This window comes from Pseudomonas chlororaphis, from assembly GCA_001023535.1.
In the GTDB taxonomy this organism is placed as follows: Bacteria; Pseudomonadota; Gammaproteobacteria; order Pseudomonadales; family Pseudomonadaceae; genus Aquipseudomonas; species Aquipseudomonas chlororaphis_E.
This window is the reverse complement of sequence record CP011020.1, coordinates 3,150,025-3,175,894: the sequence shown is the minus strand read 5'-3', so window position 1 is coordinate 3,175,894 and position 25,870 is coordinate 3,150,025. Positions and strand designations below refer to the sequence as shown.

Genomic DNA, 25,870 nt, shown 5'->3' with positions numbered 1-25,870 from the left:
CCGATTGGTGAGAAGTGGCATGACCACTGCTGGTGGACGTTCTCATTAATAGACTCATAGCGAAGGTCCAGACGTCGGTTGACCCTAAAAAAAGCCAACAAGGGTCGGCAATGCCTCAAAAGGGTGCGACAGGACTCAAGCTCCGACACAACAAGAGCAAAACTGGAGGTTTGAATGAAGTTACTGAAATCCACCCTGGCTGTCGTGACTGCAGCAGCTGTGCTCGGTGTCAGCGGTTTCGCGCAGGCGGGTGCGACCCTGGACGCGGTACAGAAGAAGGGTTTCGTGCAATGCGGTGTGAGTGATGGCCTGCCGGGTTTCTCGGTGCCTGATTCGACCGGCAAGATCGTCGGTATCGACGCCGACTTCTGCCGTGCCGTGGCTGCTGCCGTATTCGGCGATGCAAGCAAGGTCAAGTTCAGCCAGTTGAACGCCAAGGAGCGCTTCACCGCGCTGCAATCGGGCGAAATCGACGTGCTCTCGCGCAACTCCACCATGACCAGCTCCCGTGACGCGGGCATGGGCCTGAAATTCCCAGGCTTCATCACCTACTTCGATGGCATCGGTTTCCTGGCCAACAACAAGCTGGGTGTGAAGAGCGCCAAGGAACTGGACGGTGCAACCATCTGCATCCAGGCCGGTACCACCACCGAGCTGAACGTGTCCGACTACTTCCGCGCCAACGGCCTGAAGTACACCCCGATCACCTTCGACACCTCCGACGAAAGCGCCAAGTCGCTGGAATCCGGTCGTTGCGACGTGCTGACTTCCGACAAATCCCAGCTGTTCGCCCAGCGCAGCAAGCTGGCCTCGCCGAAGGACTACGTCGTTCTGCCGGAAACCATTTCCAAGGAACCCCTGGGCCCGGTCGTACGTAACGGCGACGACGAGTGGCTGGCCATCGTGCGTTGGACAGGCTATGCACTGCTCAACGCTGAAGAAGCCGGCGTGACCTCGAAGAACGTCGAGGCCGAAGCCAAGTCCACCAAGAACCCGGACGTCGCTCGTATGCTGGGCGCTGACGGTGAGTACGGCAAGGACCTGAAACTGCCGAAGGACTGGGTCGTCCAGATCGTCAAACAAGTTGGCAACTACGGTGAAATGTTCGAGCGCAACCTGGGCAAGAGCACTCCGCTTGAAATCGACCGCGGCCTGAACGCGCTGTGGAACGCTGGCGGCATTCAATACGCACCACCAGTGCGCTGATGGTTCTATCACCCGGTGGGCCAACCACCGGGTGATGTTCTGTTCCATTCTTTGCGGGGCACTTCATGCAAAATTCAATCGGCGCACCAAAGCAGAGGCTCAGCCTCAGCGATCCAAAAGTGCGTGCGTGGGTATTTCAGATCGTCACGGTCGTGGCGGTCATCGCGCTGGGCTGGTACCTGTTCGATAACACGCAGACCAACTTGGCACACCGGGGCATCACCTCTGGTTTCGGCTTCCTGGAACGCAGTGCCGGCTTCGGCATTGCCCAACACCTGATCGACTACACCGAAGCGGACAGCTATGCCCGCGTCTTCGTGATCGGTTTGCTCAACACGCTGCTGGTGACCTTCATCGGCGTGATCCTGGCGACCATCCTCGGCTTCATCATCGGTGTCGCACGCTTGTCGCAGAACTGGATCATCTCCAAGCTGGCGACCGTCTACGTGGAGGTTTTCCGCAACATTCCGCCGCTGCTGCAAATCCTGTTCTGGTACTTCGCGGTATTCCTGAGCATGCCGGGGCCGCGGGCTGCCCATAACTTCGGCGACACTTTCTTTGTCAGCAGCCGGGGCTTGAACATGCCGGCCGCGTTGGTGGCGGACGGGTTCTGGCCGTTCGTGGTCAGCGTGGTGCTGGCGATCGTCGCTATCGTGCTGATGGCCCGCTGGGCCAACAAGCGTTTCGACGCGACCGGCGAGCCGTTCCACAAGTTCTGGGCCGGCCTGGCGCTGTTCCTGGTAATCCCGGCCTTGAGCGCGCTGCTGTTCGGTGCGCCGGTGCATTGGGAAATGCCGCAGCTCAAGGGCTTCAACTTCGTCGGCGGTTGGGTGCTGATCCCGGAACTGCTGGCCTTGACCCTGGCCTTGACGGTGTACACCGCGGCGTTCATCGCCGAGATCGTGCGCTCGGGCATCAAGTCGGTCAGCCACGGCCAGACCGAAGCGGCGCGCTCGCTGGGTCTGCGCAACGGTCCGACCCTGCGCAAGGTGATCATCCCGCAAGCCTTGCGCGTGATCATTCCGCCGCTGACCAGCCAATACCTGAACCTGGCGAAGAACTCCTCCCTGGCGGCCGGTATCGGTTACCCGGAAATGGTGTCGCTGTTCGCCGGCACGGTGTTGAACCAGACCGGCCAGGCCATCGAGGTGATTGCGATCACCATGAGTGTGTACCTGGCGATCAGTATCAGCATTTCCCTGCTGATGAACTGGTACAACAAGCGCATTGCGCTGATCGAGCGGTGAGGAAACGCGCATGACATCCCATACTTTCAAGCCTGACATGCCGCCACCGAGCAACAGCATCGGTGTGGTGGCATGGGTGCGCGCCAACATGTTCTCCAGCTGGATCAATACGCTGCTGACCCTGTTCGCGTTCTACCTGATCTACCTGATTATCCCACCGCTGCTGCACTGGGCCATTCTGGATGCGAACTGGGTGGGTACTACCCGCGCCGACTGCACCAAGGAAGGCGCCTGCTGGGTGTTCATCCAGCAGCGTTTCGGCCAGTTCATGTATGGCTACTACCCGACGGAACTGCGCTGGCGCGTAGACCTGACGGTGTGGCTGGCAGTGATCGGCGCGGCGCCGTTGTTCATCTCGCGCTTCCCGCGCAAGGCGATCTATGGCCTGAGCTTCCTGGTGGTGTACCCGATCGTTGCCTGGTGCCTGCTGCACGGTGGCGTGTTCGGCCTGGACGCGGTGGCGACCAGCCAATGGGGCGGCCTGATGCTGACCCTGGTGATCGCCACGGTCGGCATCGCCGGCGCACTGCCGCTGGGTATCGTCCTGGCCCTGGGCCGGCGTTCGAACATGCCGGCGATCCGCGTGGTCTGCGTCACCTTCATCGAGTTCTGGCGTGGTGTGCCGTTGATCACGGTGCTGTTCATGTCGTCGGTGATGCTGCCGCTGTTCCTGCCCGAGGGCATGAACTTCGACAAGCTGCTGCGGGCGCTCATCGGGGTGATCCTGTTCCAGTCGGCCTACGTGGCCGAAGTGGTGCGCGGCGGCCTGCAGGCCATTCCCAAGGGGCAGTACGAAGCGGCCGCGGCGATGGGCCTCGGTTACTGGCGCAGCATGGGCCTGGTGATCCTGCCGCAAGCCCTCAAGCTGGTGATCCCGGGCATCGTCAACACCTTCATCGCATTGTTCAAGGACACGAGCCTGGTGATCATCATCGGCCTGTTCGACCTGCTCAACAGTGTGAAACAAGCCGCCGCCGACCCGAAATGGCTGGGCATGGCCACTGAAGGCTACGTGTTCGCCGCCCTGGTGTTCTGGATTTTCTGTTTTGGTATGTCGCGCTATTCCATGCATCTGGAACGCAAGCTCGACACAGGCCACAAGCGTTAGGAGTTGACTCATGAGTGAAGCAATCAAAAAGCCTGTGAGCCCTGAAGGCATTATTCAGATGCAGGGCGTCAACAAGTGGTACGGCCAGTTCCACGTGTTGAAAGACATCAACCTGAACGTCAAGCAGGGCGAGCGTATCGTGCTGTGCGGCCCGTCGGGCTCCGGCAAGTCCACCACCATCCGCTGCCTCAACCGCCTGGAAGAGCACCAGCAGGGCCGCATCGTGGTCGATGGCGTGGAACTGACCAACGACCTCAAGCAGATCGAAGCGATCCGCCGTGAAGTCGGCATGGTGTTCCAGCACTTCAACCTGTTCCCGCACCTGACCATCCTGCAGAACTGCACCCTGGCGCCGATGTGGGTACGCAAGATGCCCAAGCGCAAGGCCGAGGAAATCGCCATGCATTACCTGGAGCGCGTACGCATTCCAGAGCAGGCGCACAAGTACCCGGGCCAGCTCTCCGGCGGCCAGCAACAGCGTGTGGCCATCGCCCGTGCCCTGTGCATGAAGCCCAAGATCATGCTGTTCGACGAGCCTACCTCGGCCCTCGACCCGGAAATGGTGAAGGAAGTACTCGACACCATGATCGGCCTGGCCGAAGACGGCATGACCATGTTGTGCGTGACCCACGAAATGGGCTTCGCCCGCACCGTGGCCAACCGCGTGATCTTCATGGACAAGGGTGAGATCGTCGAGCAGGCCGCGCCGAACGACTTCTTCGACAACCCGCAGAACGACCGCACCAAGCTGTTCCTGAGCCAGATCCTGCATTGATCGGTCCCAGGCGCTGAAATGAACCCGGACACTGCTCCGGGTTTGTTTTTTGTACCGCGTGCGGGTCGCGGTCGAGCAAGCGCATACTTAATTTCCCTCCCCCATCGCCATAGGCGGTTGCCGTACTACATAAAGCTGACTAACATGTCAGAAAATTTAGTTTGTGATTTCACCGCCGCCATACGGCGCCCAGCGGGTTGTACCGCTATTTTTGTAGCGTGATCGGTGCGCAATCGCGCCGGCGCCCCCACATCGTTCCTCGTCATCAATCTGTGTTCGACTTGATCCGCAATGGGCCAAGTCCCTGCCGGCAATTGATCCATGAACCCTGAAACCGAGCTTTCCATGTCCCGTCATCCGCTTGACCACCGCCCCTCGACGACGCCCCGGCACGCCGCTGAACTCGAAGAAATGCTGATCGACGCCGAAGCCGACGACGAGCAGACCCAACGGAGCCATCCGTTGGTGCGCCGCCCTTGGCTGTTGCTGCTCGGCCTGATCCTGGTGGCGCTGAACCTGCGTCCGGCGCTGTCGAGCATGGCGCCGCTGCTCAGCGAGGTGTCCGCAAGCCTTGGCCTGTCGGCGGCCCAGGCCGGTCTGCTGACGACGCTGCCGGTGTTGTGCCTGGGCCTGTTCGCGCCGCTGGCGCCGGTGCTGGCGCGACGGTTCGGGGCGGAGCGCGTGGTATTGGGGATCCTGCTGACGCTGGCCGGGGGAATTGTCTTGCGCAGTTCGTTCGGTCAGGTCGGATTGTTCGTCGGCAGCCTCTTGGCGGGTGCCAGCATCGGTGTGATCGGCGTGCTGCTGCCGGGTATCGTCAAGCGTGACTTCGCCAGGCAGGCCGGCACCATGACCGGCGTCTACACCATGGCGCTGTGCCTGGGAGCGGCGATGGCCGCCGGGGCCACCGTGCCCTTGAGTGAACACCTGGACCACCGCTGGGCCCTGGGCCTTGGCTTCTGGGCAGTGCCAGCCCTGCTGGCCGCGGTCTTCTGGCTGCCGCAAGTGGGTCAGAAGCACGGTGCCCACCAGGTGGCGTATCGGGTCCGCGGTCTGTTGCGCGATCCGCTGGCCTGGCAGGTGACGTTGTACATGGGCCTGCAATCGTCCCTGGCCTACATCGTGTTCGGCTGGTTGCCGTCGATCCTCATCGGGCGCGGTCTGAGCCCGACCCAGGCCGGCCTGGTGCTGTCCGGCTCGGTCATCGTCCAGTTGGTCAGCTCCCTGGCCGCTCCGTGGCTGGCCACGCGCGGCCAGGACCAGCGGCTGGCCATCGTGATCGTCATGGCCATGACCCTCGGCGGGCTGTTCGGCTGCCTTTATGCGCCCATTGAAGGCTTGTGGGGCTGGGCTATCCTGCTGGGGCTGGGGCAGGGCGCGACGTTCAGCCTGGCACTGACGCTGATCGTCCTGCGTTCGCGGGACGCCCACGTGGCGGCGAACCTTTCCAGCATGGCCCAAGGCTTCGGTTACACGCTGGCATCGCTGGGGCCGTTCGCGGTGGGCGTGGTCCATGACCTGACCGGCGGCTGGAACGCCCTGGGCTGGATCTTCGGCCTGGTGGGCCTGGGCGCGATGATCGCCGGTATCGGCGCAGGCCGGGCGCGGTACGTCGGCGTCAGCAGCGAACGGGTCACCGGGCTTCGTTGATGTCATTTTCATGGCGAATGACGATAGTCTTCGTCGCCGAGGCAGATTATCGTGCACCTCTATTCAAACGAATGCCGGAGTCTGTCCATGAGTGATGCCCACAACGCCCTGATCACCCGTTTTTATCAGGCCTTCCAGCGACTGGACGCCGAAGCCATGAGCGCCTGCTACACCGACGACGTGGTGTTCAGTGACCCGGCGTTCGGTGAGCTGCGTGGTCGTGACGCGGGCGACATGTGGCGCATGCTCACCACGCGGGCCAAGGACTTTTCCCTGACCTTCGACAGCGTGCGCAGCGATGACCGCACCGGCGGCGCCCACTGGGTGGCCACCTACCTGTTCAGCCAGACCGGCAACATCGTGATCAACGACATCCAGGCGCGTTTCGTTTTCCGCGATGGCAAGATCTGCGAGCATCACGACAGTTTCGACCTGTGGCGTTGGTCCCGCCAGGCGCTGGGCGCCAAGGGCCTGTTGCTGGGCTGGACGCCACTGGTGCGCAATGCGGTCCGGGCCCAGGCCCTCAAAGGGTTGCGAGCCTTCCAGGCCAGTCGCTGATAAGATCGCGGTTTGTTTTTGCGCACCTGTTGAACATCCCTTGACGACCGCCAACGAACTTTCCGAGTTGCCTGCACAAGGCCCCACCGAACCGGGCAAGCCCTGGTTCGTCTACCTGGTGCGGGCGGCCAATGGTGCGTTGTACTGCGGCATCAGCGATGACCCGGTACGGCGTTTCGCCAAGCATCAAAGCGGTAAGGGCGCGCGCTTCTTCCTGTCCAGCCCGGCCGTGGCGCTGGTGTACACCGAAGCCTGCCGCGACAAGGGCGAGGCCCTGCGCCAGGAGCGGCTGATCAAGAAGCTCAGGAAAAGCGCCAAGGAATGCCTGGTCGCCAGCATCAACCGCGCTGATACACCTTCATCAGGCCAGTAGGCTGCTTCTGCGTGGCGCGCTAAGCTGCAAGCCCTCATTCCTGCAGTGGCCAATTCCATGTCAGAGCTGATCCTTCATCATTACCCGACGTCTCCTTTCGCGGAGAAAGCCCGGCTGTTGCTGGGGTTCAAGGGCTTGTCCTGGCGCTCGGTGCACATCCCGCCGATGATGCCCAAGCCTGACCTCACGGCATTGACAGGGGGCTACCGCAAGACGCCTGTGTTGCAGGTCGGCGCCGATGTCTATTGCGACACGTCCCTGATCGCTCGCCGGCTGGAGCAGGAAAAGGCTTCGCCGGCGTTGTTCCCCGAGGGCCGCGAAATGATCGCGGCATCTTTCGCCGCGTGGGCCGACTCGGTGGTGTTCCAGCATGCGGTGAGCCTGGTGTTCCAGCCCGAGTCGATTGCCATGCGCTTCGCCAAGTTGTCGCCCGAGGCGATCAAGGCGTTCATCGCCGATCGTGCCGGACTGTTCAGTGGCGGCAGTGCCACGCGTCTGGCGGCCGAGCAGGCCAAGCATCAGTGGCCAACGATCATGGCGCGCCTCGAGCAGCAGTTGCAGCGCGAGGAAGGCGACTTCCTGTTGGGGGAGCCCTCGATCGCCGACTTCGCCATGGCCCATCCGCTGTGGTTCCTCAAGGGCACCCCGGTGACCTCGCCGTTGGTGGACGCGTATCCGGCGGTGTCGGCGTGGCTGGCACGGGTGCTGGGCTTCGGCCATGGGGCAGCGAGCGAAATGAGTGCCGAACAGGCCCTCGACGTCGCCCGGAATGCAACGCCGGCAGCCTTGCCGGAGGAGTCGTTCGAGGAGCCGAACGGATTTGCCCTGGGGCAACGGGTGGCGATTGCCGCGACCGACTACGGTGTTGATCCGGTGGCGGGGGAGCTGGTGTTCGCCGGGCGGGAAACGCTGATCCTGCGTCGGGAGGACGAGCGCGCCGGGGTGGTGCATGTGCACTTTCCGCGGCTGGGGTTCAAGCTGTCAGCTCAGTAGCCCGGCGCCCCAGGCAGTTCAGCGCTGGATCATGGGCTGACAGGAATTTCGCACGTGATCCAGTTGTAGTCGGCATAGAAGCTTTCTTGTTTGAAGGTCGCCCTGGCCAGTGTCAGTGCGTCCTGGGTGCTGGATGCGCTCACGAAGAGGTTTTTTACGAAGACGAATCCCGGCATCGAATGGTACTTGCACAGATAGGACGCGGCTGAAGCGGAACCGGCATAGGTCCCGATGAGCAGGAACAACAGGCTCGGGCCGACGATTTGGATCAGCCGACGTTGAACAGGGCTGCGGCGTAGTGGGTTCATTTCCATAGGCTCCATCTGTTGAAGCAATCTGGCAGAGGACGGCCTCGGCGGTGTTTCTGCCGAGGCGCTGTCGTCTATGAAAATGGATTTGCCAGGGAGGGCGATACTGTAGACCTTGACAGTCCTGACCGGTGGTCAGGAGCGGGCTTGATGGGATATCAGGCCGCCCGACTCGTCAATTTCGCCGTTTCAGCTGGTCCGTCAGGGACGTTGGCAACCCTTTGATGATCAATGTGCCGGCTTCTTCGTCGTATTCGATCTTGGAGCCCAGCAAGTGCGCTTCGAAGCTGATGGACAGCCCTTCGGCGCGGCCGGTGAATCGGCGGAACTGGTTGAGGGTGCGCTTGTCCGCCGGGATCTCCGGTGACAGGCCGTAGTCCTTGTTGCGGATGTGATCGTAGAAGGCCTTGGGGCGTTCTTCGTCGATCAGCTCGGACAGTTCCTCCAGGCCCATCGGTTCGCCGAGCTTGGCCTGGCTGCTGGCGTAGTCCACCAGGGTCTTGGTCTTTTCCCGGGCATCGTCTTCGGGCAGGTCTTCGCTTTCGACGAAATCACTGAAGGCCTTGAGCAAGGTGCGGGTCTCGCCGGGGCCGTCGACGCCTTCCTGGCAGCCGATGAAGTCGCGGAAGTACTCCGAGACTTTCTTGCCGTTCTTGCCCTTGATGAAGGAAATGTACTGCTTGGACTGCTTGTTGTTCTGCCATTCCGACACGTTGATCCGCGCCGCCAGGTGCAGTTGGCCGAGGTCCAGGTGGCGGGAGGGCGTCACGTCCAGCTCCTCGGTCACGGCCACGCCTTCGCTGTGGTGCAGCAACGCGATCGCCAGGTAATCGGTCATGCCCTGCTGGTAATGGGCGAACAACACATGGCCGCCCACCGAGAGGTTGGATTCTTCCATCAGCTTTTGCAGGTGCTCCACCGCCACGCGACTGAAGGCGGTGAAATCCTTGCCGCCGTCCAGGTACTCCTTCAGCCAGCCGCTGAAGGGGTGCGCCCCGGACTCGGCGTGGAAAAAGCCCCAGGCCTTGCCTTGCTTGGCGTTGTAGCTCTCGTTGAGGTCGGCGAGCATGTTCTCGATGGCCGTGGACTCGTTCAGCTCGGAGTCGCGGGCATGGAGCACGGCAGGGGTGCCATCGGGTTTCTTGTCGATCAGGTGGACGATGCAGTGACGGATCGGCATGGATTTCTCGGCTGATGAAAGAGAGGAGGGCGCGCTCCCCGAAAAAGGGCTCAGTGTACCGCAATCACTGGTTTTGGAACCCGGCAAAGGCTCTTTCAGAGCCGTCCGACAGCCCATATGCATTTTTTTACCGTTTTAGCGCAAGAAAGCTGACCAAATGGGTAGCTAGAGGCGGATATTTCACAGGCGTTGTGCTAGTTTTGCCCGGTCTTACGCGAAGTCACTGCGTTAAGCGTGCATTCAGCATTTGTCAGGTCGAACCAAACCCGGTTTTTGGCATCTATTACCCCGATCCGTCGCGGTGATTGCCGAGGGTGCCTGATCAAGATGGATCGGGCTCGATGGCTGACACTGCACTCTGCAATCCATATGAATTTGATAGGGAAGGAACACTACATGGCTCTTACTAAAGACCAACTGATCGCTGATCTGGCTGAAGCCGTAGACGCGCCGAAAACCACCGTGCGTGCACTGCTGGACCAACTGGGCCAAATCGTTGCCGATCAGCTGGAAAACGGCGGCGAACTCACTCTGCCAGGCGTTGGCAAGCTGAAAGTCACCGAGCGTCCTGCCCGTACCGGCCGCAACCCTTCGACTGGCGCTGCCATCGAAATCGCTGCCAAGAAAGTGATCAAGCTGGTTGTGGCCAAAGGCCTGACCGACGCGGTCAACAAGTAAGACCGCTGCAAGTAGAACCGTGCCAAGGAGCGATCCGGGCACGGTTTTTTATTGCCTTGAAAAAGCCAATCAGCCTGGCATCGCGACCCTGATGTCTTATTGCTTGCGCAGCCAGCGCGCCTGGCGCCAGGCCTGTTGTTGCGCCTCGTCCTGAAACGTCCAGGCCACGAAGCGGCTCTGTTTCTGCCCTTGGGACATTTCCACCACCTGGCTGTGCCGCGCGCCGGCCTTTTTCAGCGCGGCCTGGATCGCCGGCAGGTTCGACGCCTTCGACACCAGGGTGCTGAACCACAGCACCTGCCCGGCCACTTGGGCGCTTTCGCTGATCAGTTGCGTGACGAAACGCGCTTCCCCACCTTCGCACCACAATTCGGCCGCCTGGCCGCCGAAGTTCAGCACCGGTAGCTTGCGCTTGGGATCCGCCTTGCCCAGTGCCCGCCACTTGCGTTGGCTGCCGCGGGTGGCTTCCTCCAGGGAGGCGTGGAAGGGCGGGTTGCACATCGTCAGGTCAAAGCGCTCGGCGTCATCGAGCAGGCCGAGCAAAATCTGCTTGCGCTGGGTTTGCTGGCGCAGTTGGATGACTTTGTTCAACCCGTTGGCTTGCACGATGGCCTTGGCCGAGGCGATGGCCGTGGGGTCTATCTCCGAGCCGAGGAAATGCCAGCGGTAATCGCTGTAGCCGACCAGCGGGTAAATGCAGTTGGCACCGGTGCCGATGTCCAGCACCTTCACCGCCGCCCCACGGGGGATTTCACCGTCGTTATGGCTGGCCAGCAGGTCGGCCAGGAAATGCACATAGTCCGCCCGCCCGGGCACCGGCGGGCACAGGTAGTCGGCGGGGATATCCCAATGGGCGATGCCATAGAAGGACTTGAGCAGTGCCCGGTTGAACACTCGCACGGCTTCGGGGCTGGCGAAGTCGATGCTCTCCTTGCCGTAGGGGTTGAGGATCACGAACCTGGCCAACTCGGGTGTGGACTTGATCAGCGCCGCAAAGTCATAACGGCCCTGGTGGCGGTTGCGCGGGTGCAGGCTGGCCTTCTCCCGTGGTGCCACGGTCTTGGCCTCGGTGGCGGGCTTGGGCTTCTGGCGGGCGGGTTTGGGCGTGCGAGGGGCGGTCATGGGCGAGTCGATTCGGGGGTGGCTCAAAAGGTGGCGGGCATTGTCCCACATCCAGCCTGGTCTTGAGGCTTGCGCCGATTAAATGTGAGAGCGGGCTCGCTTGCGAAGGCGGTGTGTCAGTTAACCAATGGGCTGTCTGATCCGGCGCTTTCGCGGGCAAGCCCGCTCCCACAATGAATCTTCATCGTCTGATAGAAAGTGCCGGGCATAAAAAAAGAGGTCCGATAGGACCTCCCTTTTCATAGCGAACCGCCGTTACAGGCTGGCAATCCGCGCGTGCTGTTCGGCCAGCTTGCCCAAGGCCTGTTCGGCCTCGGCCAGTTTGGCCCGCTCCTTCTCGATGACGTCGGCCGGGGCCTTGTCGACGAAGCCGGCGTTGGACAGCTTGCCGCCGACGCGCTGCACTTCGCCCTTGAGACGGCCGATTTCCTTGTCCAGGCGCGCCAGTTCGGCAGCCTTGTCGATCAGGCCGGCCATTGGCACCAGCACTTCCATCTCGCCGACCAGGGCGGTGGCCGACAGGGGCGCTTCTTCGCCGGCGGCCAGAACGGTCACCGATTCGAGCTTCGCCAGTTTCTTGAGCAGCGCTTCGTTCTCATTGAGGCGGCGCAGGTCTTCGGCGTTGGCGTTGTTCAGGAACAAAGTCAGCGGCTTGCCCGGACCGATGTTCATTTCGGCGCGGATGTTGCGCAGGCCCAGCATGAAGGTCTTGAGCCACTCGATGTCATCTTCGGCCGCTGGATCGATGCGGGTTTCATTGGCCACCGGCCAAGGTTGCAGCATGATCGTCTTGCCTTCGGCGCCGGCCAGCGGTGCGACGCGCTGCCAGATTTCCTCGGTGATGAACGGCATGAACGGATGCGCCAGGCGCAACGCCACTTCCAGCACGCGCACCAGGGTGCGACGGGTGCCGCGCTGGCGCTCGATCGGTGCGTTCTCGTCCCACAGCACTGGCTTGGACAGTTCCAGGTACCAGTCGCAGTACTGGTTCCAGATGAACTCGTACAGGGCCTGCGCGGCCAGGTCGAAGCGGAACTGTTCCAACTGGCGGGTCACTTCGGCTTCGGTGCGTTGCAGCTGCGAAATGATCCAGCGATCGGCCAGGGTCAGCTCATAGGCTTCGCCGTTCTGGCCGCAGTCTTCGCCCTTATCCAGCACGTAGCGCGCGGCGTTCCAGATCTTGTTGCAGAAGTTGCGATAGCCTTCGACGCGGCCCATGTCGAACTTGATGTCGCGGCCGGTGGACGCCAGGGAGCAGAAGGTGAAGCGCATCGCGTCGGTGCCGAAGCTGGCGATGCCGTCCGGGAATTCTTCGCGGGTCTGCTTCTCGATTTTCTTCAGCAGTTTTGGAGTCGGCTGCATCAGGCCGGTGGTGCGTTTCTCCACCAGCGCTTCCAGGTCGATGCCGTCGATGATGTCCAATGGGTCCAGGACGTTGCCCTTGGACTTGGACATCTTCTGGCCCTGGCCATCGCGCACCAGGCCGTGGACGTAGACCGTCTTGAACGGCACCTGCGGCGTGCCGTCCTCGTTCTTCACCAGGTGCATGGTCAGCATGATCATCCGGGCAACCCAGAAGAAAATGATGTCGAAGCCGGTGACCAGCACGTCGGTGGAGTGGAATTTCTTCAGGAACTCGGTCTGCTGCGGCCAGCCCAGGGTCGAGAACGTCCACAGGCCCGAGCTGAACCAGGTGTCGAGGACGTCGTTGTCCTGTTGCAGGGCCACGTCCGGCCCGAGGTTGTGCTTGGCGCGCACCTCGGCTTCGTCGCGGCCGACATAGACCTTGCCCGACTCGTCATACCAGGCCGGAATACGGTGGCCCCACCACAGCTGGCGGCTGATGCACCAATCCTGGATGTCACGCATCCACGAGAAGTACATGTTTTCGTATTGCTTGGGCACGAACTGGATACGACCGTCTTCGACCGCGGCAATCGCCGGCTCGGCCAAAGGCTTGGTGGACACGTACCACTGGTCGGTCAGCCACGGCTCGATGACGGTGCCGGAGCGGTCGCCTTTGGGCACCTTCAGGGCGTGATCGTCGACGCTGACCAGCAGGCCGGCGGCTTCGAAGGCCGCGACGATCTGCTTGCGCGCTTCGAAGCGGTCGAGGCCGGCGTATTCCGCCGGGATCTGGCCGTTGATGCTTTCGTTCAACGTGCCGTCGAGGTTGAACACCTGGGCAGCCGGCAGGACGTTGGCGTTCTTGTCGAAGATATTGAGCAGCGGCAGGTTGTGGCGCTTGCCGACTTCGTAGTCGTTGAAGTCGTGGGCCGGGGTGATCTTCACGCAGCCGGTGCCGAACTCGGGGTCGCAGTAATCGTCACCGATGATCGGGATGCGACGGCCGACCAGGGGCAGTTCCACGAACTGGCCGATCAGGGCCTTATAGCGCTCGTCGTTCGGGTTCACCGCCACGGCCGAGTCGCCCAGCATGGTTTCCGGACGGGTGGTGGCGACGATCAGGTAATCCTTGCCTTCGGCGGTCTTCGCGCCGTCGGCCAATGGGTACTTCAGGTTCCACAGGAAACCTTTCTCGTCATGGTTCTCCACTTCGAGGTCGGAAATGGCGGTGTGCAGCTTGGTGTCCCAGTTGACCAGGCGCTTGCCGCGATAGATCAGCCCGTCCTCGTGCAAGCGCACGAAGGCTTCCTTCACCGCTTCCGAGAGGCCGTCGTCCATGGTGAAGCGCTCGCGGCTCCAGTCCACGGACGAGCCGAGGCGGCGGATCTGGCGGCTGATGTTGCCACCGGACTCATCCTTCCATTCCCAGACCTTCTCGAGGAATTTTTCGCGGCCCAGGTCATGGCGATTCTGGCCCTGGGCTTCGAGGCGGCGCTCCACCAGCATCTGCGTGGCGATACCGGCGTGGTCGGTGCCCGGCTGCCACAGGGTGTTGCGCCCCTGCATGCGACGGAAACGGATCAGGGCGTCCATGATCGCGTTGTTGAAACCGTGGCCCATGTGCAGGCTGCCGGTGACGTTCGGCGGCGGGATCATGATGGTGTAGGAATCGCCCGCGCCTTGCGGAGCGAAATAATTCTCGGACTCCCAGGTGTTGTACCAGGAAGTTTCAATGGCGTGCGGCTGGTAGGTCTTATCCATGCGCGGCGGGACCCTATTGGCATTTATTCAGGAAAAGCCGGCAAGTATAGCCCTGCGGGCAGAGGCAAGCTATAAGCTGCAAGCTGCAAGAGGAGAAGCTGGCTTTTGCTTTTGCTTTTACTTGCGGCTTAAAGCTTGGCGCTTGTAGCTGCGGCGAGCAGCCGCTCCATCCTGGCATCCAGGCGACGTTTGAGCTCGGTCTCGATGTGCGGGGCGAAGTCGTCGATGACGTCTTGCAGGATCAGTTGCGCGGCGGCGCGCAGTTCGCTGTCCAGGTGCAGCAAGGCATCAGGCCCCTTGGGCTCGGCCTTGGCAGCGGGCTGGGGTTCGGGTTGGCCGTTGATCGGGTCGAACAGCAGCGGGATCTGTTCTTCGTGCGCAGGCTCATGCACGACGGTGTCGGTCAACAGCGGCGGCTGCAGGTTGTCGTCGCCGAGCAACTGGCGGATCGACTCGAGGTCATCCAGCAGGTGCGCGGGCTTTTGCGGTGGTTTTGGAGTGTCCATCGTAGGCTCAGAGTCGCTGTAAACGGTGGTCTTGCAGAGGATAGCCCTGTTCGCGGTAGAAACGGAAACTCTCCCGCGCGGCTTGCCGGATGGCCGGGTCTTCCACCACCACTTCCGCCACCCGGGCGAAGCGCGAGGCGAAGGCCGGTACTTTCAGGTCGAGGTTGACCAGCAGGTCCTGGTGCTGGCCGCAATCGGTCCCCAACCCCAGGACGATCAGCCCTTCGGGCTCGCTCTCGGCCGGGCCGTGGGGCACGAAGCTTTCGCCCTTGAAGGCCCACAGGCGCGCATCGAGGTCGTCGCGCTGGGCGGCATCGCTGCAATGCAGGTAGATGCGGTGGCCCATGCGCCAGGCCTTTTCCGTGAGCTTGCAGGCAAAATCCAGCCGTGCCGACGGATCGGCACTGGGCAGGATGTAGAAATCGACTTTGGTCATTGCGGTTCCTGAGCCGCTGCCGGCGTCACCCGTGGGCAACGCCGGCGACGGTCATTGGTGTCAGGCCTTGGCGCGGTCCAGCAGGTACTGGGTCAGCAGGGGCACAGGACGACCGGTGGCGCCCTTGTCCTTGCCGCCGCTGGTCCAGGCCGTGCCGGCGATGTCCAGGTGCGCCCAGTTCAGGTTCTTGGTGAAGCGCGACAGGAAGCACGCTGCGGTGATGGTCCCGGCTTTCGGGCCACCGATGTTGGCGATGTCGGCGAACGGGCTGTCCAGTTGTTCCTGGTACTCATCGAACAGCGGCAGTTGCCAGGCGCGGTCATCGGCCAGTTGGCCGGCGTTGAGCAGTTGGCCGATCAGCTCGTCGTTGTTGCCCAGAAGCCCGGAAGTATGGGCGCCGAGGGCGACGACGCAGGCGCCGGTCAGGGTCGCGATGTCGATCACCGCCTGCGGCTTGAAGCGCTCGGAGTAGGTGAGGGCGTCGCACAGCACCAGGCGGCCTTCGGCGTCGGTGTTGAGGATCTCGACGGTCTGGCCGCTCATCGTCGTGACGATGTCGCCTGGGCGCGAAGCGGTGCCGCTCGGCATGTTTTCGGCACAGGCCAGGATGCACACCAGGTTGATCGGCAGTTGCAGTTCGAGCACGGCGCGCAGGGTGCCGAACACACTGGCGGCGCCGCCCATGTCGTACTTCATCTCATCCATGCCGGCGCCCGGCTTGAGGCTGATGCCGCCGGTGTCGAAAGTGATGCCCTTGCCGACCAGCGCATACGGCTTCTCGGATTTCTTGCCGCCGTTGTATTGCATGACGATCAGGCGCGGCGGCTGGGCGCTGCCCTGGCCGACGGCGTAGAACGAACCCATGCCCAGGTCCTTGATCTTCTTCTCGTCGAAGACTTCGACCTTCAGGGCCTTGTATTCCTTGCCCAGGGCCTTGGCCTGTTCGCCGAGGAACGTCGGGTGGCAGATGTTCGGCGGCAGGTTGCCCAGATCGCGGGTGAAGGCCATGCCGTTGGCGATCGCGGTGGCGTGGGTCACGGCGCGCTGGACCTCGGCCTGGGCAGCCTTGATGGTCAGCAGGGTGATTTTCTTCAGGGCGCGAGGTTCGGCCTTCTGGCTCTTGAAACGCTCGAACTGATAGTCGCCGTCCACCAGGGTCTCGGCCAGCAGGCGGTTCTTGCCGTAGCTGTCGCGGCCCTTGACCACCAGTTCGTCCAGCGCCAGGGTGGCTTCGCCGCCGCCCAGGCCCTTGAGAGTGCCCAGTGCTGCGGCAATGATCTTGCGGAAGGGACGGTCGCCCAGCTCGGTGTCCTTGCCCACGCCCACCAGCAGCACGCGCTCGGCCTTGAGGTTGGGCAGGCTGTGCAGCAACAGGCTCTGGCCGACCTTGCCGGCCAGGTCGCCGCGCTTGAGCACCGCCGAGATGGCGCCGCCACTCAGGGCGTCGAGCTGGATGGCGACGACGCCGAGCTTGCGGTTTTCGCCGACGGCAACCACCAGTGTGGCGGTTTTCAACGTTTCTGGGCTGACGCTTTTTACAACCAGTTCCATGTCCGGATCCCTGAGTGATTGGTCAAGATGCCAGGCGCTGACTGTGGCGAGGGAGCAAGCTCGCTCGCCACAGTCCTGAGTGAAGCAGTCACGGTCGCGCCGGCGACAAAGGCCGCAGTTTGAACCCCGGCGCCCGAGCCTGACAACCCTCGGCGACGCTAACTTCACGGCTTTAAGCAGCGGCTTAAAGCGTGCGAAGTGACAGGCGCCTCCAATCACAGGATAATGCGGCTCTTTTTTCGGCGGCGCGCTGTGGTGGGCCGGCTCGATCTGTTCGCTTGTTTGGCCACCTTAGGTTTTTGTCTGAAAAGTCGCGCAGGCACTTTTCGTGCAAACCCTAGCCTGACAATCCTGGAGTGTCTGGTGTGATCGTCTTTCGTTATCTATCCCGCGAAGTCCTGCTGACCCTGAGCGCGGTCAGCGCCGTGCTGCTGGTCATCATCATGAGCGGGCGCTTCATCAAATACCTTGCGCAGGCGGCTTCCGGTGCCCTGGACCCGGGTTCCCTGTTCCTGATCATGGGGTTCCGCCTGCCGGGCTTCCTGCAACTGATCCTGCCGCTGGGCTTGTTCCTCGGTATCCTGCTGGCCTACGGCCGCCTGTACCTGGACAGCGAGATGACCGTGCTCTCGGCCACCGGCATGAGCCAGCAACGCCTGTTTCGCATGACGCTTTTCCCGGCCACGGTGGTCGCGCTGTTGGTGGCGTGGCTGAGCCTGAGCCTGTCGCCCCAGGGCGCCAACCAGTTCCAGTTGCTGATCAACCAGCAGGACGCGATGACCGAATTCGACACCCTGGTGCCGGGGCGCTTCCAGGCGCTGCGCGACGGGACGCGGGTCACCTATACCGAACAGCTGTCGGACGACCGGATCAACCTGGCCGGCGTCTTCATCACGCAAAAGAACCTGTCTTCCGACGGTAGCAAGGACCGCGGCATTTCCGTGCTGGTGGCCGAGAAGGGCAAGCAGCAGATCAGCCCCGAGGGCAATCGCTACCTGATCCTGGAAAACGGCTACCGCTACGACGGCAAACCGGGGCAGGCCGACTACCGGGCCGTGAAGTACGACACCTATGGCGTGTTGCTGCCCAAGCCCGAAGTCAGCGAAGAAGTCACCGACCGCGACGCCATGCCCACCGCCAGCCTGCTGGGCAGCGATGACATTCGCGCCCGTACCGAGCTGCAATGGCGCCTGTCGCTGCCGCTGCTGGTGTTTATCGTGACCCTCATGGCGGTCCCGCTGGCGCGGGTCAACCCACGCCAGGGTCGTTTCCTCAAGTTGCTGCCGGCGATTCTCCTGTATATGGCTTACCTGACCATCCTGATTTCCGCCCGCAGTGCCCTGGAGAAAGGCAAGATCCCGCCCACGCTGGGTCTGTGGTGGGTGCATGGGATATTCCTGGCCATTGGCCTGGGGCTGCTCTATTGGGAGCCATTGCGCCTGAAGCTGGCCAGTCGTTGCAGCGCGCTGGAGGTGGCCCGTGGTTAAACTCGACCGCTACATCGGCAGCAGCGTGTTCATGGCGATCCTCGCGGTACTGGGGATCATCCTTGGCCTGGCGACCCTGTTTGCGTTCATCGACGAGATGAGCGACGTCAGTGACACCTACACCCTGGTAGACGTGGCCAGCTACGTGCTTCTGACCGCGCCACGCCGGCTCTACGACATGCTGCCGATGGCCGCGCTGATCGGTTGCCTGATCGGCCTGGGCAGCCTGGCCAGCAACAGCGAACTGACCATCATGCGCGCCGCGGGCGTGTCCATCGGTCGGATCGTCTGGGCGGTGATGAAGCCGATGCTGGTGCTGATGCTGGTGGGGGTGCTGATCGGTGAGTACATCGCCCCGGCCACCGAGAACACGGCCCAGGCCAATCGCTCCCTGGCCCAGGGCGGCGGCGACGCGCAAAGCGCCAAGCATGGCCTGTGGCACCGCCAGGGCGACGAGTTCATCCATATCAACTCGGTGCAACCCAACGGCATCCTCTATGGCGTGACCCGCTACCGGTTCGACGACCAGCGGCACATGCTTTCGTCGAGCTTTGCCAAGAAGGCCAACTTTGCCGAGGACCACTGGCAACTGAGCGACGTCACCACCACCCTGTTCCACGACAAGCGCACCGAAGTGGTTGCCGCGGCGCAAGAGCGCTGGGACGTGTCCATCAGCCCGCAATTGCTCAGTACCGTGGTGATGGCGCCCGAATCCCTGTCGATCACCGGTTTGTGGGGCTATATCCACTACCTGGCCGACCAGGGCCTTAACAACGGCCGCTACTGGCTGGCTTTTTGGGTCAAGGTGTTGCAGCCGCTGGTGACCGCCGCGCTGGTGTTGATGGCGATTTCCTTCATCTTCGGCCCGTTGCGCTCGGTGACCCTTGGTCAGCGGGTGTTTACCGGTGTGCTGGTGGGCTTCACCTTCCGCATCGCCCAGGACCTGCTCGGCCCGTCGAGCCTGGTGTTCGGCTTCTCGCCGCTGTTCGCGGTGCTGGTACCGGCAGGCGTGTGCGCCCTGGCCGGGCTCTGGCTGCTGCGCCGGGCGGGTTGATTCAAACTCAAGGCGAGCGGGCTTCTGTGGCGAGGGAGCTTGCTCCCGCTGGGCTGCGCAGCAGCCCCAGGATCTATCAGCCGCAGGGGGCCGCTTCGCAGCCCGGCGGGAGCAAGCTCCCTCACAACAAACGCTCATCGACAGGCGAACGTGACGCTCGCGCGGTCTATCAGGTACAATCGCCGGCTATTTTTCGGCGGGCTATGCCTGCAGCCTTTTTGAGTGTTGACCCGTGAGTGATTTGAGTCATATCCGCAATTTCTCCATCATCGCCCACATTGACCATGGCAAGTCGACGCTGGCCGATCGCTTCATCCAGATCTGCGGCGGCCTGGCCGAGCGTGAAATGGAAGCCCAGGTGCTCGACTCCATGGACCTCGAGCGTGAGCGCGGGATCACCATCAAGGCCCACAGCGTTACCCTTTACTACAAGGCTCGCGACGGCATCACCTATCAACTGAACTTCATCGATACCCCCGGCCACGTTGACTTCACCTATGAAGTCAGCCGGTCGCTGGCGGCCTGTGAAGGTGCGCTGCTGGTGGTCGATGCCGGCCAGGGCGTCGAGGCACAGTCGGTCGCCAACTGCTACACGGCCATCGAGCAGGGCCTGGAAGTCATGCCGGTGCTGAACAAGATCGACTTGCCCCAGGCCGATCCGGACCGTGTGAAGGAAGAAATCGAGAAAGTCATCGGCATCGATGCCACCGACGCCGTGACGTGCAGTGCCAAGACCGGCCTGGGCGTGGACGAAGTGCTCGAGCGCCTGGTAGCCACCATTCCCGCGCCGACCGGCAACATCGAAGATCCGCTGCAAGCGCTGATCATCGACTCCTGGTTCGACAACTACCTGGGCGTGGTCTCCCTGGTTCGCGTGCGCCAAGGCCGCGTGAAGAAGGGCGACAAGATCCTGGTCAAGTCCACCGGCAAGATCCACCTGGTGGACAGCGTCGGCGTATTCAACCCGAAACACACTGCTACCACCGACCTCAAGGCCGGTGAAGTGGGCTTCATCATCGCGGGCATCAAGGACATCCACGGGGCGCCGGTCGGCGATACCCTGACCTTGAGTTCCACCCCCGACGTCGATGTGCTGCCCGGCTTCAAGCGTATCCAGCCTCAGGTCTATGCCGGTCTGTTCCCGGTCAGCTCCGACGACTTCGAGGATTTCCGCGAAGCCCTGCAAAAGCTGACCCTGAACGACTCGTCCCTGCAATACACCCCGGAAAGCTCCGACGCCCTGGGCTTCGGCTTCCGTTGCGGGTTCCTGGGCATGCTGCACATGGAGATCATCCAGGAGCGCCTGGAGCGCGAATACGACCTGGACCTGATCACCACGGCCCCGACGGTGATTTTCGAGCTGTTGCTCAAGAACGGTGAAACCATCTACGTCGACAACCCGTCCAAGCTTCCGGACCTGTCGGCGATCGAGGACATGCGTGAGCCGATCGTGCGGGCCAACATCCTTGTGCCTCAGGAGCACCTGGGTAACGTCATTACCCTGTGCATTGAAAAGCGTGGCGTGCAGCACGACATGCTGTTCCTCGGTTCGCAGGTCCAGGTGACCTACGACCTGCCGATGAACGAAGTGGTGTTGGACTTCTTCGATCGCCTGAAATCCACCAGTCGCGGCTATGCTTCGCTGGACTATCATTTCGATCGTTACCAATCGGCTAATCTGGTGAAGCTGGATGTGCTGATCAACGGTGAGAAAGTCGATGCCCTGGCATTGATCGTGCACCGTGACAACGCGCACTACAAAGGTCGTGCATTGACCGAGAAGATGAAGGAACTGATTCCGCGGCAGATGTTCGACGTGGCAATCCAGGCCGCCATTGGCGGGCAGATTGTGGCGCGTACAACCGTCAAGGCGCTCAGAAAGAACGTATTGGCCAAGTGCTACGGTGGCGACGTCAGCCGTAAGCGCAAGCTGTTGGAAAAGCAAAAGGCCGGTAAAAAACGCATGAAGCAGGTCGGTAACGTGGAAATTCCACAGGAAGCCTTCCTTGCAGTGCTCAGGTTGGAATAGTTAGGTCCTATGTCGCTAAATTTCCCGCTGTTGCTGGTTATCGCCGTGTTTGTCTGCGGCTTGTTGGCGTTGCTTGATCTGTTGTTCCTGGCGCCCCGGCGCCGGGCGGCCATTGCCTCTTATCAGGGCAGCGTCAGCCAGCCTGACGGTGTGGTGGTCGAGAAACTCAACAAGGAACCGCTGCTGGTCGAATACGGCAAGTCGTTCTTCCCGGTGCTGTTCATTGTGCTGGTGCTGCGTTCGTTCCTGGTGGAACCGTTCCAGATCCCGTCCGGCTCGATGAAGCCGACCCTGGACGTGGGCGACTTCATCCTGGTGAACAAGTTTTCCTACGGGATCCGCCTGCCGGTGATCGACAAGAAGGTCATCGAGGTGGGTGACCCGCAACGCGGCGATGTGATGGTGTTCCGCTTCCCGAGCGACCCGAACGTCAACTACATCAAGCGGGTGGTAGGCCTGCCAGGCGACACGATCCGCTACACCGCCGACAAGCGCCTGTTCGTCAACGGCGAATCGGTGGCCGAACAGTTGCTCGGCTCCGAGCCGGGCACCTTGGGCAGCGCCGAGCTGTACAAGGAAAAACTCGGCGCGGTCGAGCACCTGATCCGCAAGGAGATGAGCCGCTATCGCGCGACGCCGGACCATTCGTGGACCGTGCCGGCGGGGCACTATTTCATGATGGGTGACAACCGCGACAACTCCAACGACAGCCGGTACTGGGATGATCCGAACATTCCCAAGGACCTGCTGGGCATGGTCCCCGACCGCAATATCGTCGGCAAGGCCTTTGCAGTCTGGATGAGCTGGCCGGAACCCAAACTCAGCCACCTGCCGAATTTCTCGCGGGTTGGCCTGATCAAGTAATCCCACACGGCGCTGTTGAACACAGCGCCGAATGCATTTCTGGAGCCTGCATAAGGCTGCCCGAAAGCTTGAAGCCAACGATAGTCAGGACGTTATTTTTGAACACAGCGTTAATTGTCCCAAGCCAACGGCGCTTTGCCGGCCTGGCAGTGGAATCCAGCCACGAACTCTACGTGGGTAAACCGTGAGCGTTTCTCTAAGCCGTCTCGAGCGCCAGCTCGGCTATACCTTCAAGGATCCGGAGTTGATGCTCCTGGCCCTCACTCACCGCAGTTTTGCCGGTCGCAACAATGAGCGCCTGGAATTCCTCGGTGATGCGATCCTCAACTTCGTCGCCGGCGAGGCGCTGTTCGAGCGCTTCCCGCTGGCCCGTGAAGGCCAGTTGTCGCGTTTGCGCGCGCGCCTGGTAAAAGGTGAGACCCTGGCCGTGCTGGCCCGTGGTTTCGACTTGGGTGACTACCTGCGCCTGGGTTCCGGTGAGTTGAAAAGTGGTGGTTTTCGCCGCGAGTCGATCCTCGCCGATGCCTTGGAAGCGTTGATTGGCGCGATCTACCTGGACGCCGGCATGGAAAAGGCTCGCGAGCGCGTGCTGGCCTGGTTGACCTCCGAGATCGACAGCCTGACGCTGGTGGACACCAACAAGGACCCGAAGACGCGCCTGCAGGAGTTTTTGCAGTCGCGCAGTTGCGAGCTGCCGCGCTACGAAGTCGTGGATATCCAGGGCGAGCCGCATTGCCGAACTTTCTTCGTCGAATGCGAAGTTGTCTTACTGAATGAAAAAAGCCGAGGCCAGGGTGTGAGTCGTCGTATTGCCGAACAGGTAGCGGCCGCCGCAGCACTGATTGCCCTGGGCGTGGAGAATGGCAATGACTGATACAACCCTGACCCGTTGCGGCTATGTCGCCATTGTTGGCCGGCCGAACGTGGGCAAGTCCACATTGCTGAACCACATCCTCGGGCAGAAGCTGGCGATCACCTCGCGCAAGCCCCAGACCACCCGCCACAACATGCTGGGCATCAAGACCGAAGGCGCCGTGCAGGCGATCTACGTCGACACCCCTGGCATGCACAAGGGCGGCGAGAAGGCGTTGAACCGCTACATGAACAAAACGGCGTCGGCGGCGTTGAAAGACGTCGACGTGGTGATCTTCGTGGTCGACCGCACCAAGTGGACCGAAGAAGACCAGATGGTCCTCGAACGCGTCCAGTACGTGACCGGTCCCTTGATCGTGGCGCTGAACAAGACCGATCGCATCGAGGACAAGGCCGAGCTGATGCCGCACCTGACCTGGTTGCAGGAACAACTGCCCAACGCCCAGATCATCCCGATCTCGGCCCAGCACGGCCATAACCTCGACGCGCTGGAGCGGGTGATCGCCGAACACCTGCCGGAAAACGATCACTTCTTCCCGGAAGACCAGATCACCGACCGCAGCAGCCGTTTCCTGGCCGCCGAGCTGGTGCGCGAGAAAATCATGCGCCAGATGGGCGCCGAGCTGCCGTACCAGATCACCGTCGAGATCGAAGAGTTCAAGCAGCAAGGCAAGACCCTGCACATCCACGCCTTGATCCTCGTCGAACGTGACGGCCAGAAGAAAATCATCATTGGCGACAAGGGCGAGCGCATCAAGCGCATCGGCACCGAGGCGCGCAAGGACATGGAGCTGCTGTTCGACTCCAAGATCATGCTCAACCTGTGGGTCAAGGTGAAGGGTGGTTGGTCGGACGACGAGCGGGCGTTGCGCTCGCTGGGTTACGGCGACCTTTAATCCGTCCGGCCGTACGCCACGGACCTTGTGGGAGCGGGCTTGCTCGCGAATGCGTCCTGTCAGTCGACATCATTGTTAACTGATACACCGCCTTCGCGAGCAAGCCCGCTCCCACATTGGTTTGGGTTGTTATACAAACGTGCTCCGTCAGCGAGACTTCAACTTCCATGTCCTCCAGCCCACCCATCGCCCAATCCGCCTACGTCCTGCATTCGCGCGCCTACCGCGAAAGCAGCGCCCTGGTGGACTTCCTCACGCCGCAAGGGCGGCTGCGGGCGGTGTTGCGTGGGGCTCGGGGCAAGGCCGGGACCCTGGCGCGGCCGTTCGTGCCGCTGGAAGTCGAATTGCGCGGTCGGGGCGAGTTGAAGAATGTCGGGCGCATGGAAAGCCAGGGCGTTGCCGCCTGGCTCAATGGCGAGGCGTTGTTCAGCGGCCTGTACCTCAATGAATTGCTGATCCGCCTGCTGCCCGCCGAAGATCCCCATCCCGCGGTCTTCGACCACTACGCCGCGACCCTGCTAGCCCTCGCCGAAGGCCGCCCGCTGGAGCCGCTGTTGCGCTCGTTCGAATGGCGGCTGCTGGATGACCTTGGCTATGGTTTTGCCCTGGACACCGACCTGCATGGCGCGCCCATCGCGGCCGACGGCCTGTACCGCTTGCAAGTGGATGCCGGCCTCGAGCAGGTCTACCTGTTGCAACCGGGCTTGTTCAACGGCGCCGAACTGTTGGCCATGGCCGAAGCCGATTGGACCGCGCCAGGCGCCTTGTCGGCGGCCAAGCGTCTGATGCGCCAGGCCCTGGCGGTTCACCTGGGTGGCAAACCGCTGGTCAGTCGCGAGTTGTTTCGCAAGCCTTGATCAACCCGTATGCTGTGGGCCGTCCATTAGCCCATTCAGGAGCGCTTTTTCGTGAGCACCAGCCAACGCATTCTTCTCGGCGTGAACATCGACCATGTCGCCACCCTCCGCCAGGCCCGGGGTACGCGCTACCCGGATCCGGTCAAGGCCGCACTGGACGCCGAAGAGGCGGGCGCCGACGGCATCACCGTGCACCTGCGGGAGGATCGCCGGCATATCCAGGAGCGCGACGTACTGCTGCTCAAGGATGTGCTGCAAACCCGCATGAATTTCGAGATGGGCGTGACCGAGGAAATGATGGCGTTCGCCGAGCGCATCCGCCCGGCGCACATCTGCCTGGTGCCTGAGACGCGCCAGGAACTGACCACCGAAGGCGGCCTGGACGTGGCGGGGCAGGAAGCGCGGATCAAGGCGGCGGTGGAGCGGCTGGCGAAGACCGGTGCCGAGGTGTCGTTGTTTATCGACGCCGACGAGCGGCAGATCGAAGCCTCCCGACGTGTCGGCGCCCCGGCCATCGAACTGCACACTGGCCGCTATGCCGACGCCGAAACCCCGTCCGCCGTGGCCGATGAGCTGCGGCGGGTAGCCGATGGCGTCACCTTCGGCCTGGCCCAGGGCCTGATCGTCAACGCCGGCCACGGCCTGCACTACCACAACGTTGAGGCCGTGGCGGCCATCAAGGGCATCAACGAGCTGAACATCGGCCACGCGCTGGTGGCCCACGCGCTGTTCGTCGGGTTCAAGTCGGCGGTCTCGGAAATGAAAGCGCTGATCCTGGCGGCTGCTAAGGCCTGATGCCACCACATAACTCAATATGCCTGCTTATTTAAGGCCTGCTTGATTCATTGTGGCGAGGGGATTTATCCCCGTTGGGCTGCGAAGCAGCCCTAAAATCTGGCGCCTCGGTGTGTCAGGCAGATTGAGTTGACAGCTTTGGGGCTGCTTCGCAGCCCAACGGGGATAAATCCCCTCGCCACAGATTCATCACAGCATCAGGGATTGTGTGGGGCT

At 62.2% G+C, this 25,870-nt stretch carries 24 protein-coding genes; 17 read left to right on the top strand and 7 right to left on the bottom strand.

Annotated elements, in window-relative coordinates; genetic code table 11:
* Positions 1–174: 174 nt before the first annotated feature.
* From VM99_14085 to VM99_14050, 8 genes are all read left to right on the top strand, one after another.
* Positions 175–1,206 carry an amino acid ABC transporter substrate-binding protein gene (locus tag VM99_14085; protein ID AKJ99144.1) on the top strand — a complete coding sequence of 344 codons (1,032 nt, stop codon included), beginning with the start codon at positions 175–177 and terminating at the stop codon, positions 1,204–1,206.
* 65 nt (positions 1,207–1,271) lie between these two features.
* Positions 1,272–2,453 (top strand): amino acid ABC transporter permease, encoded by a 1,182-nt coding sequence (locus VM99_14080; protein AKJ99143.1) that lies wholly within the window; start codon positions 1,272–1,274, stop codon positions 2,451–2,453.
* 10 nt (positions 2,454–2,463) lie between these two features.
* Positions 2,464–3,561, top strand: a complete 1,098-nt coding sequence (locus tag VM99_14075) for an amino acid ABC transporter permease (GenBank protein ID AKJ99142.1) — start codon at positions 2,464–2,466, stop codon at positions 3,559–3,561.
* Positions 3,562–3,571: 10 nt separating this feature from the next.
* On the top strand, positions 3,572–4,336 hold the full coding sequence (gene glnQ, locus VM99_14070) for a glutamine ABC transporter ATP-binding protein (protein ID AKJ99141.1): 765 nt from the start codon (positions 3,572–3,574) through the stop codon (positions 4,334–4,336).
* A 321-nt stretch (positions 4,337–4,657) separates the two neighbouring features.
* Positions 4,658–5,986 carry an MFS transporter gene (locus VM99_14065; protein AKJ99140.1) on the top strand — a complete coding sequence of 443 codons (1,329 nt, stop codon included), beginning with the start codon at positions 4,658–4,660 and terminating at the stop codon, positions 5,984–5,986.
* A gap of 87 nt (positions 5,987–6,073) precedes the next feature.
* Entirely contained in the window at positions 6,074–6,544 is a 471-nt protein-coding gene (locus VM99_14060; protein AKJ99139.1) for a ketosteroid isomerase, read from the top strand.
* Between the two features lie 40 nt (positions 6,545–6,584).
* Positions 6,585–6,917 carry a GIY-YIG nuclease gene (locus VM99_14055; protein ID AKJ99138.1) on the top strand — a complete coding sequence of 111 codons (333 nt, stop codon included), beginning with the start codon at positions 6,585–6,587 and terminating at the stop codon, positions 6,915–6,917.
* A 57-nt stretch (positions 6,918–6,974) separates the two neighbouring features.
* On the top strand, positions 6,975–7,910 hold the full coding sequence (locus tag VM99_14050) for a glutathione S-transferase (GenBank protein ID AKJ99137.1): 936 nt from the start codon (positions 6,975–6,977) through the stop codon (positions 7,908–7,910).
* Between the two features lie 29 nt (positions 7,911–7,939).
* On the opposite strand, the gene VM99_14045 is transcribed toward VM99_14050, so the two are convergent.
* Together VM99_14045 and VM99_14040 are read right to left on the bottom strand one after the other, a co-directional pair.
* A complete protein-coding gene (locus VM99_14045; protein ID AKJ99136.1) occupies positions 7,940–8,218 on the bottom strand; it encodes a hypothetical protein in 279 nt (92 codons plus the stop codon).
* Positions 8,219–8,393: 175 nt separating this feature from the next.
* Positions 8,394–9,398, bottom strand: a complete 1,005-nt coding sequence (locus VM99_14040) for a nucleoid-associated protein (protein ID AKJ99135.1) — start codon at positions 9,396–9,398, stop codon at positions 8,394–8,396.
* A gap of 396 nt (positions 9,399–9,794) precedes the next feature.
* Here VM99_14040 and VM99_14035 point away from each other — a divergent pair, with 396 nt between their 5' ends.
* A complete protein-coding gene (locus VM99_14035; protein ID AKJ99134.1) occupies positions 9,795–10,076 on the top strand; it encodes a dipicolinate synthase in 282 nt (93 codons plus the stop codon).
* A gap of 96 nt (positions 10,077–10,172) precedes the next feature.
* Here the strand turns inward: VM99_14035 and VM99_14030 are convergent, their stop codons facing one another.
* The 5 genes from VM99_14030 to VM99_14010 all read right to left on the bottom strand — a co-directional run bounded on the left by VM99_14030 (position 10,173) and on the right by VM99_14010 (position 16,799).
* A complete protein-coding gene (locus VM99_14030) occupies positions 10,173–11,198 on the bottom strand; it encodes a 23S rRNA methyltransferase (protein ID AKJ99133.1) in 1,026 nt (341 codons plus the stop codon).
* Positions 11,199–11,453: 255 nt separating this feature from the next.
* A complete protein-coding gene (locus tag VM99_14025) occupies positions 11,454–14,306 on the bottom strand; it encodes a valyl-tRNA synthetase (GenBank protein ID AKJ99132.1) in 2,853 nt (950 codons plus the stop codon).
* Positions 14,307–14,434: 128 nt separating this feature from the next.
* Positions 14,435–14,812 carry a DNA polymerase III subunit chi gene (locus VM99_14020; GenBank protein AKJ99131.1) on the bottom strand — a complete coding sequence of 126 codons (378 nt, stop codon included), beginning with the start codon at positions 14,810–14,812 and terminating at the stop codon, positions 14,435–14,437.
* Positions 14,813–14,819: 7 nt separating this feature from the next.
* Positions 14,820–15,248: a DNA polymerase III subunit chi gene (locus tag VM99_14015; protein ID AKJ99130.1), complete on the bottom strand. Its 429-nt coding sequence runs from the start codon at positions 15,246–15,248 to the stop codon at positions 14,820–14,822.
* A 60-nt stretch (positions 15,249–15,308) separates the two neighbouring features.
* Entirely contained in the window at positions 15,309–16,799 is a 1,491-nt protein-coding gene (locus VM99_14010; GenBank protein ID AKJ99129.1) for a cytosol aminopeptidase, read from the bottom strand.
* A gap of 365 nt (positions 16,800–17,164) precedes the next feature.
* On the opposite strand from VM99_14010, the gene VM99_14005 reads away from it, so the two are divergent.
* The 8 genes from VM99_14005 (at position 17,165) to VM99_13970 (ending at position 25,654) form a co-directional block, all read left to right on the top strand.
* Positions 17,165–18,286, top strand: coding sequence for a permease (locus tag VM99_14005; protein ID AKJ99128.1), 1,122 nt, complete (start codon positions 17,165–17,167; stop codon positions 18,284–18,286).
* Positions 18,279–19,340 (top strand): permease, encoded by a 1,062-nt coding sequence (locus tag VM99_14000; GenBank protein ID AKJ99127.1) that lies wholly within the window; start codon positions 18,279–18,281, stop codon positions 19,338–19,340. The genes VM99_14005 and VM99_14000 overlap by 8 nt, the downstream gene beginning before the upstream one ends.
* A 232-nt stretch (positions 19,341–19,572) precedes the next feature.
* On the top strand, positions 19,573–21,369 hold the full coding sequence (locus VM99_13995; protein AKJ99126.1) for an elongation factor 4: 1,797 nt from the start codon (positions 19,573–19,575) through the stop codon (positions 21,367–21,369).
* Positions 21,370–21,378: 9 nt separating this feature from the next.
* Positions 21,379–22,233 carry a signal peptidase gene (locus VM99_13990; GenBank protein ID AKJ99125.1) on the top strand — a complete coding sequence of 285 codons (855 nt, stop codon included), beginning with the start codon at positions 21,379–21,381 and terminating at the stop codon, positions 22,231–22,233.
* A gap of 184 nt (positions 22,234–22,417) precedes the next feature.
* Positions 22,418–23,107 carry a ribonuclease III gene (rnc, locus tag VM99_13985; GenBank protein ID AKJ99124.1) on the top strand — a complete coding sequence of 230 codons (690 nt, stop codon included), beginning with the start codon at positions 22,418–22,420 and terminating at the stop codon, positions 23,105–23,107.
* Entirely contained in the window at positions 23,100–24,002 is a 903-nt protein-coding gene (locus tag VM99_13980; GenBank protein ID AKJ99123.1) for a GTPase Era, read from the top strand. The genes rnc and VM99_13980 overlap by 8 nt, the downstream gene beginning before the upstream one ends.
* A gap of 167 nt (positions 24,003–24,169) precedes the next feature.
* Positions 24,170–24,859, top strand: coding sequence for a DNA recombination protein RecO (locus VM99_13975; GenBank protein AKJ99122.1), 690 nt, complete (start codon positions 24,170–24,172; stop codon positions 24,857–24,859).
* 51 nt (positions 24,860–24,910) lie between these two features.
* On the top strand, positions 24,911–25,654 hold the full coding sequence (locus tag VM99_13970; protein ID AKJ99121.1) for a pyridoxine 5'-phosphate synthase: 744 nt from the start codon (positions 24,911–24,913) through the stop codon (positions 25,652–25,654).
* Positions 25,655–25,870: the final 216 nt, after the last annotated feature.

Excerpts from the sequence above, each read along its gene's own strand:
- VM99_14085 (AKJ99144.1), top strand. The coding sequence starts at position 175 with ATGAAGTTACTGAAATCCACCCTGGCTGTCGTGACTGCAGCAGCTGTG.
- VM99_14080 (AKJ99143.1), top strand. The coding sequence starts at position 1,272 with ATGCAAAATTCAATCGGCGCACCAAAGCAGAGGCTCAGCCTCAGCGAT.
- VM99_14075 (AKJ99142.1), top strand. The coding sequence starts at position 2,464 with ATGACATCCCATACTTTCAAGCCTGACATGCCGCCACCGAGCAACAGC.
- glnQ (AKJ99141.1), top strand. The coding sequence starts at position 3,572 with ATGAGTGAAGCAATCAAAAAGCCTGTGAGCCCTGAAGGCATTATTCAG.
- VM99_14065 (AKJ99140.1), top strand. The coding sequence starts at position 4,658 with ATGAACCCTGAAACCGAGCTTTCCATGTCCCGTCATCCGCTTGACCAC.
- VM99_14060 (AKJ99139.1), top strand. The coding sequence starts at position 6,074 with ATGAGTGATGCCCACAACGCCCTGATCACCCGTTTTTATCAGGCCTTC.
- VM99_14050 (AKJ99137.1), top strand. The coding sequence starts at position 6,975 with ATGTCAGAGCTGATCCTTCATCATTACCCGACGTCTCCTTTCGCGGAG.
- VM99_14045 (AKJ99136.1), bottom strand. The coding sequence starts at position 8,218 with ATGAACCCACTACGCCGCAGCCCTGTTCAACGTCGGCTGATCCAAATC.
- VM99_14040 (AKJ99135.1), bottom strand. The coding sequence starts at position 9,398 with ATGCCGATCCGTCACTGCATCGTCCACCTGATCGACAAGAAACCCGAT.
- VM99_14035 (AKJ99134.1), top strand. The coding sequence starts at position 9,795 with ATGGCTCTTACTAAAGACCAACTGATCGCTGATCTGGCTGAAGCCGTA.
- VM99_14030 (AKJ99133.1), bottom strand. The coding sequence starts at position 11,198 with ATGACCGCCCCTCGCACGCCCAAACCCGCCCGCCAGAAGCCCAAGCCC.
- VM99_14025 (AKJ99132.1), bottom strand. The coding sequence starts at position 14,306 with ATGGATAAGACCTACCAGCCGCACGCCATTGAAACTTCCTGGTACAAC.
- VM99_14020 (AKJ99131.1), bottom strand. The coding sequence starts at position 14,812 with ATGGACACTCCAAAACCACCGCAAAAGCCCGCGCACCTGCTGGATGAC.
- VM99_14015 (AKJ99130.1), bottom strand. The coding sequence starts at position 15,248 with ATGACCAAAGTCGATTTCTACATCCTGCCCAGTGCCGATCCGTCGGCA.
- VM99_14010 (AKJ99129.1), bottom strand. The coding sequence starts at position 16,799 with ATGGAACTGGTTGTAAAAAGCGTCAGCCCAGAAACGTTGAAAACCGCC.
- VM99_13990 (AKJ99125.1), top strand. The coding sequence starts at position 21,379 with ATGTCGCTAAATTTCCCGCTGTTGCTGGTTATCGCCGTGTTTGTCTGC.
- VM99_13980 (AKJ99123.1), top strand. The coding sequence starts at position 23,100 with ATGACTGATACAACCCTGACCCGTTGCGGCTATGTCGCCATTGTTGGC.
- VM99_13975 (AKJ99122.1), top strand. The coding sequence starts at position 24,170 with ATGTCCTCCAGCCCACCCATCGCCCAATCCGCCTACGTCCTGCATTCG.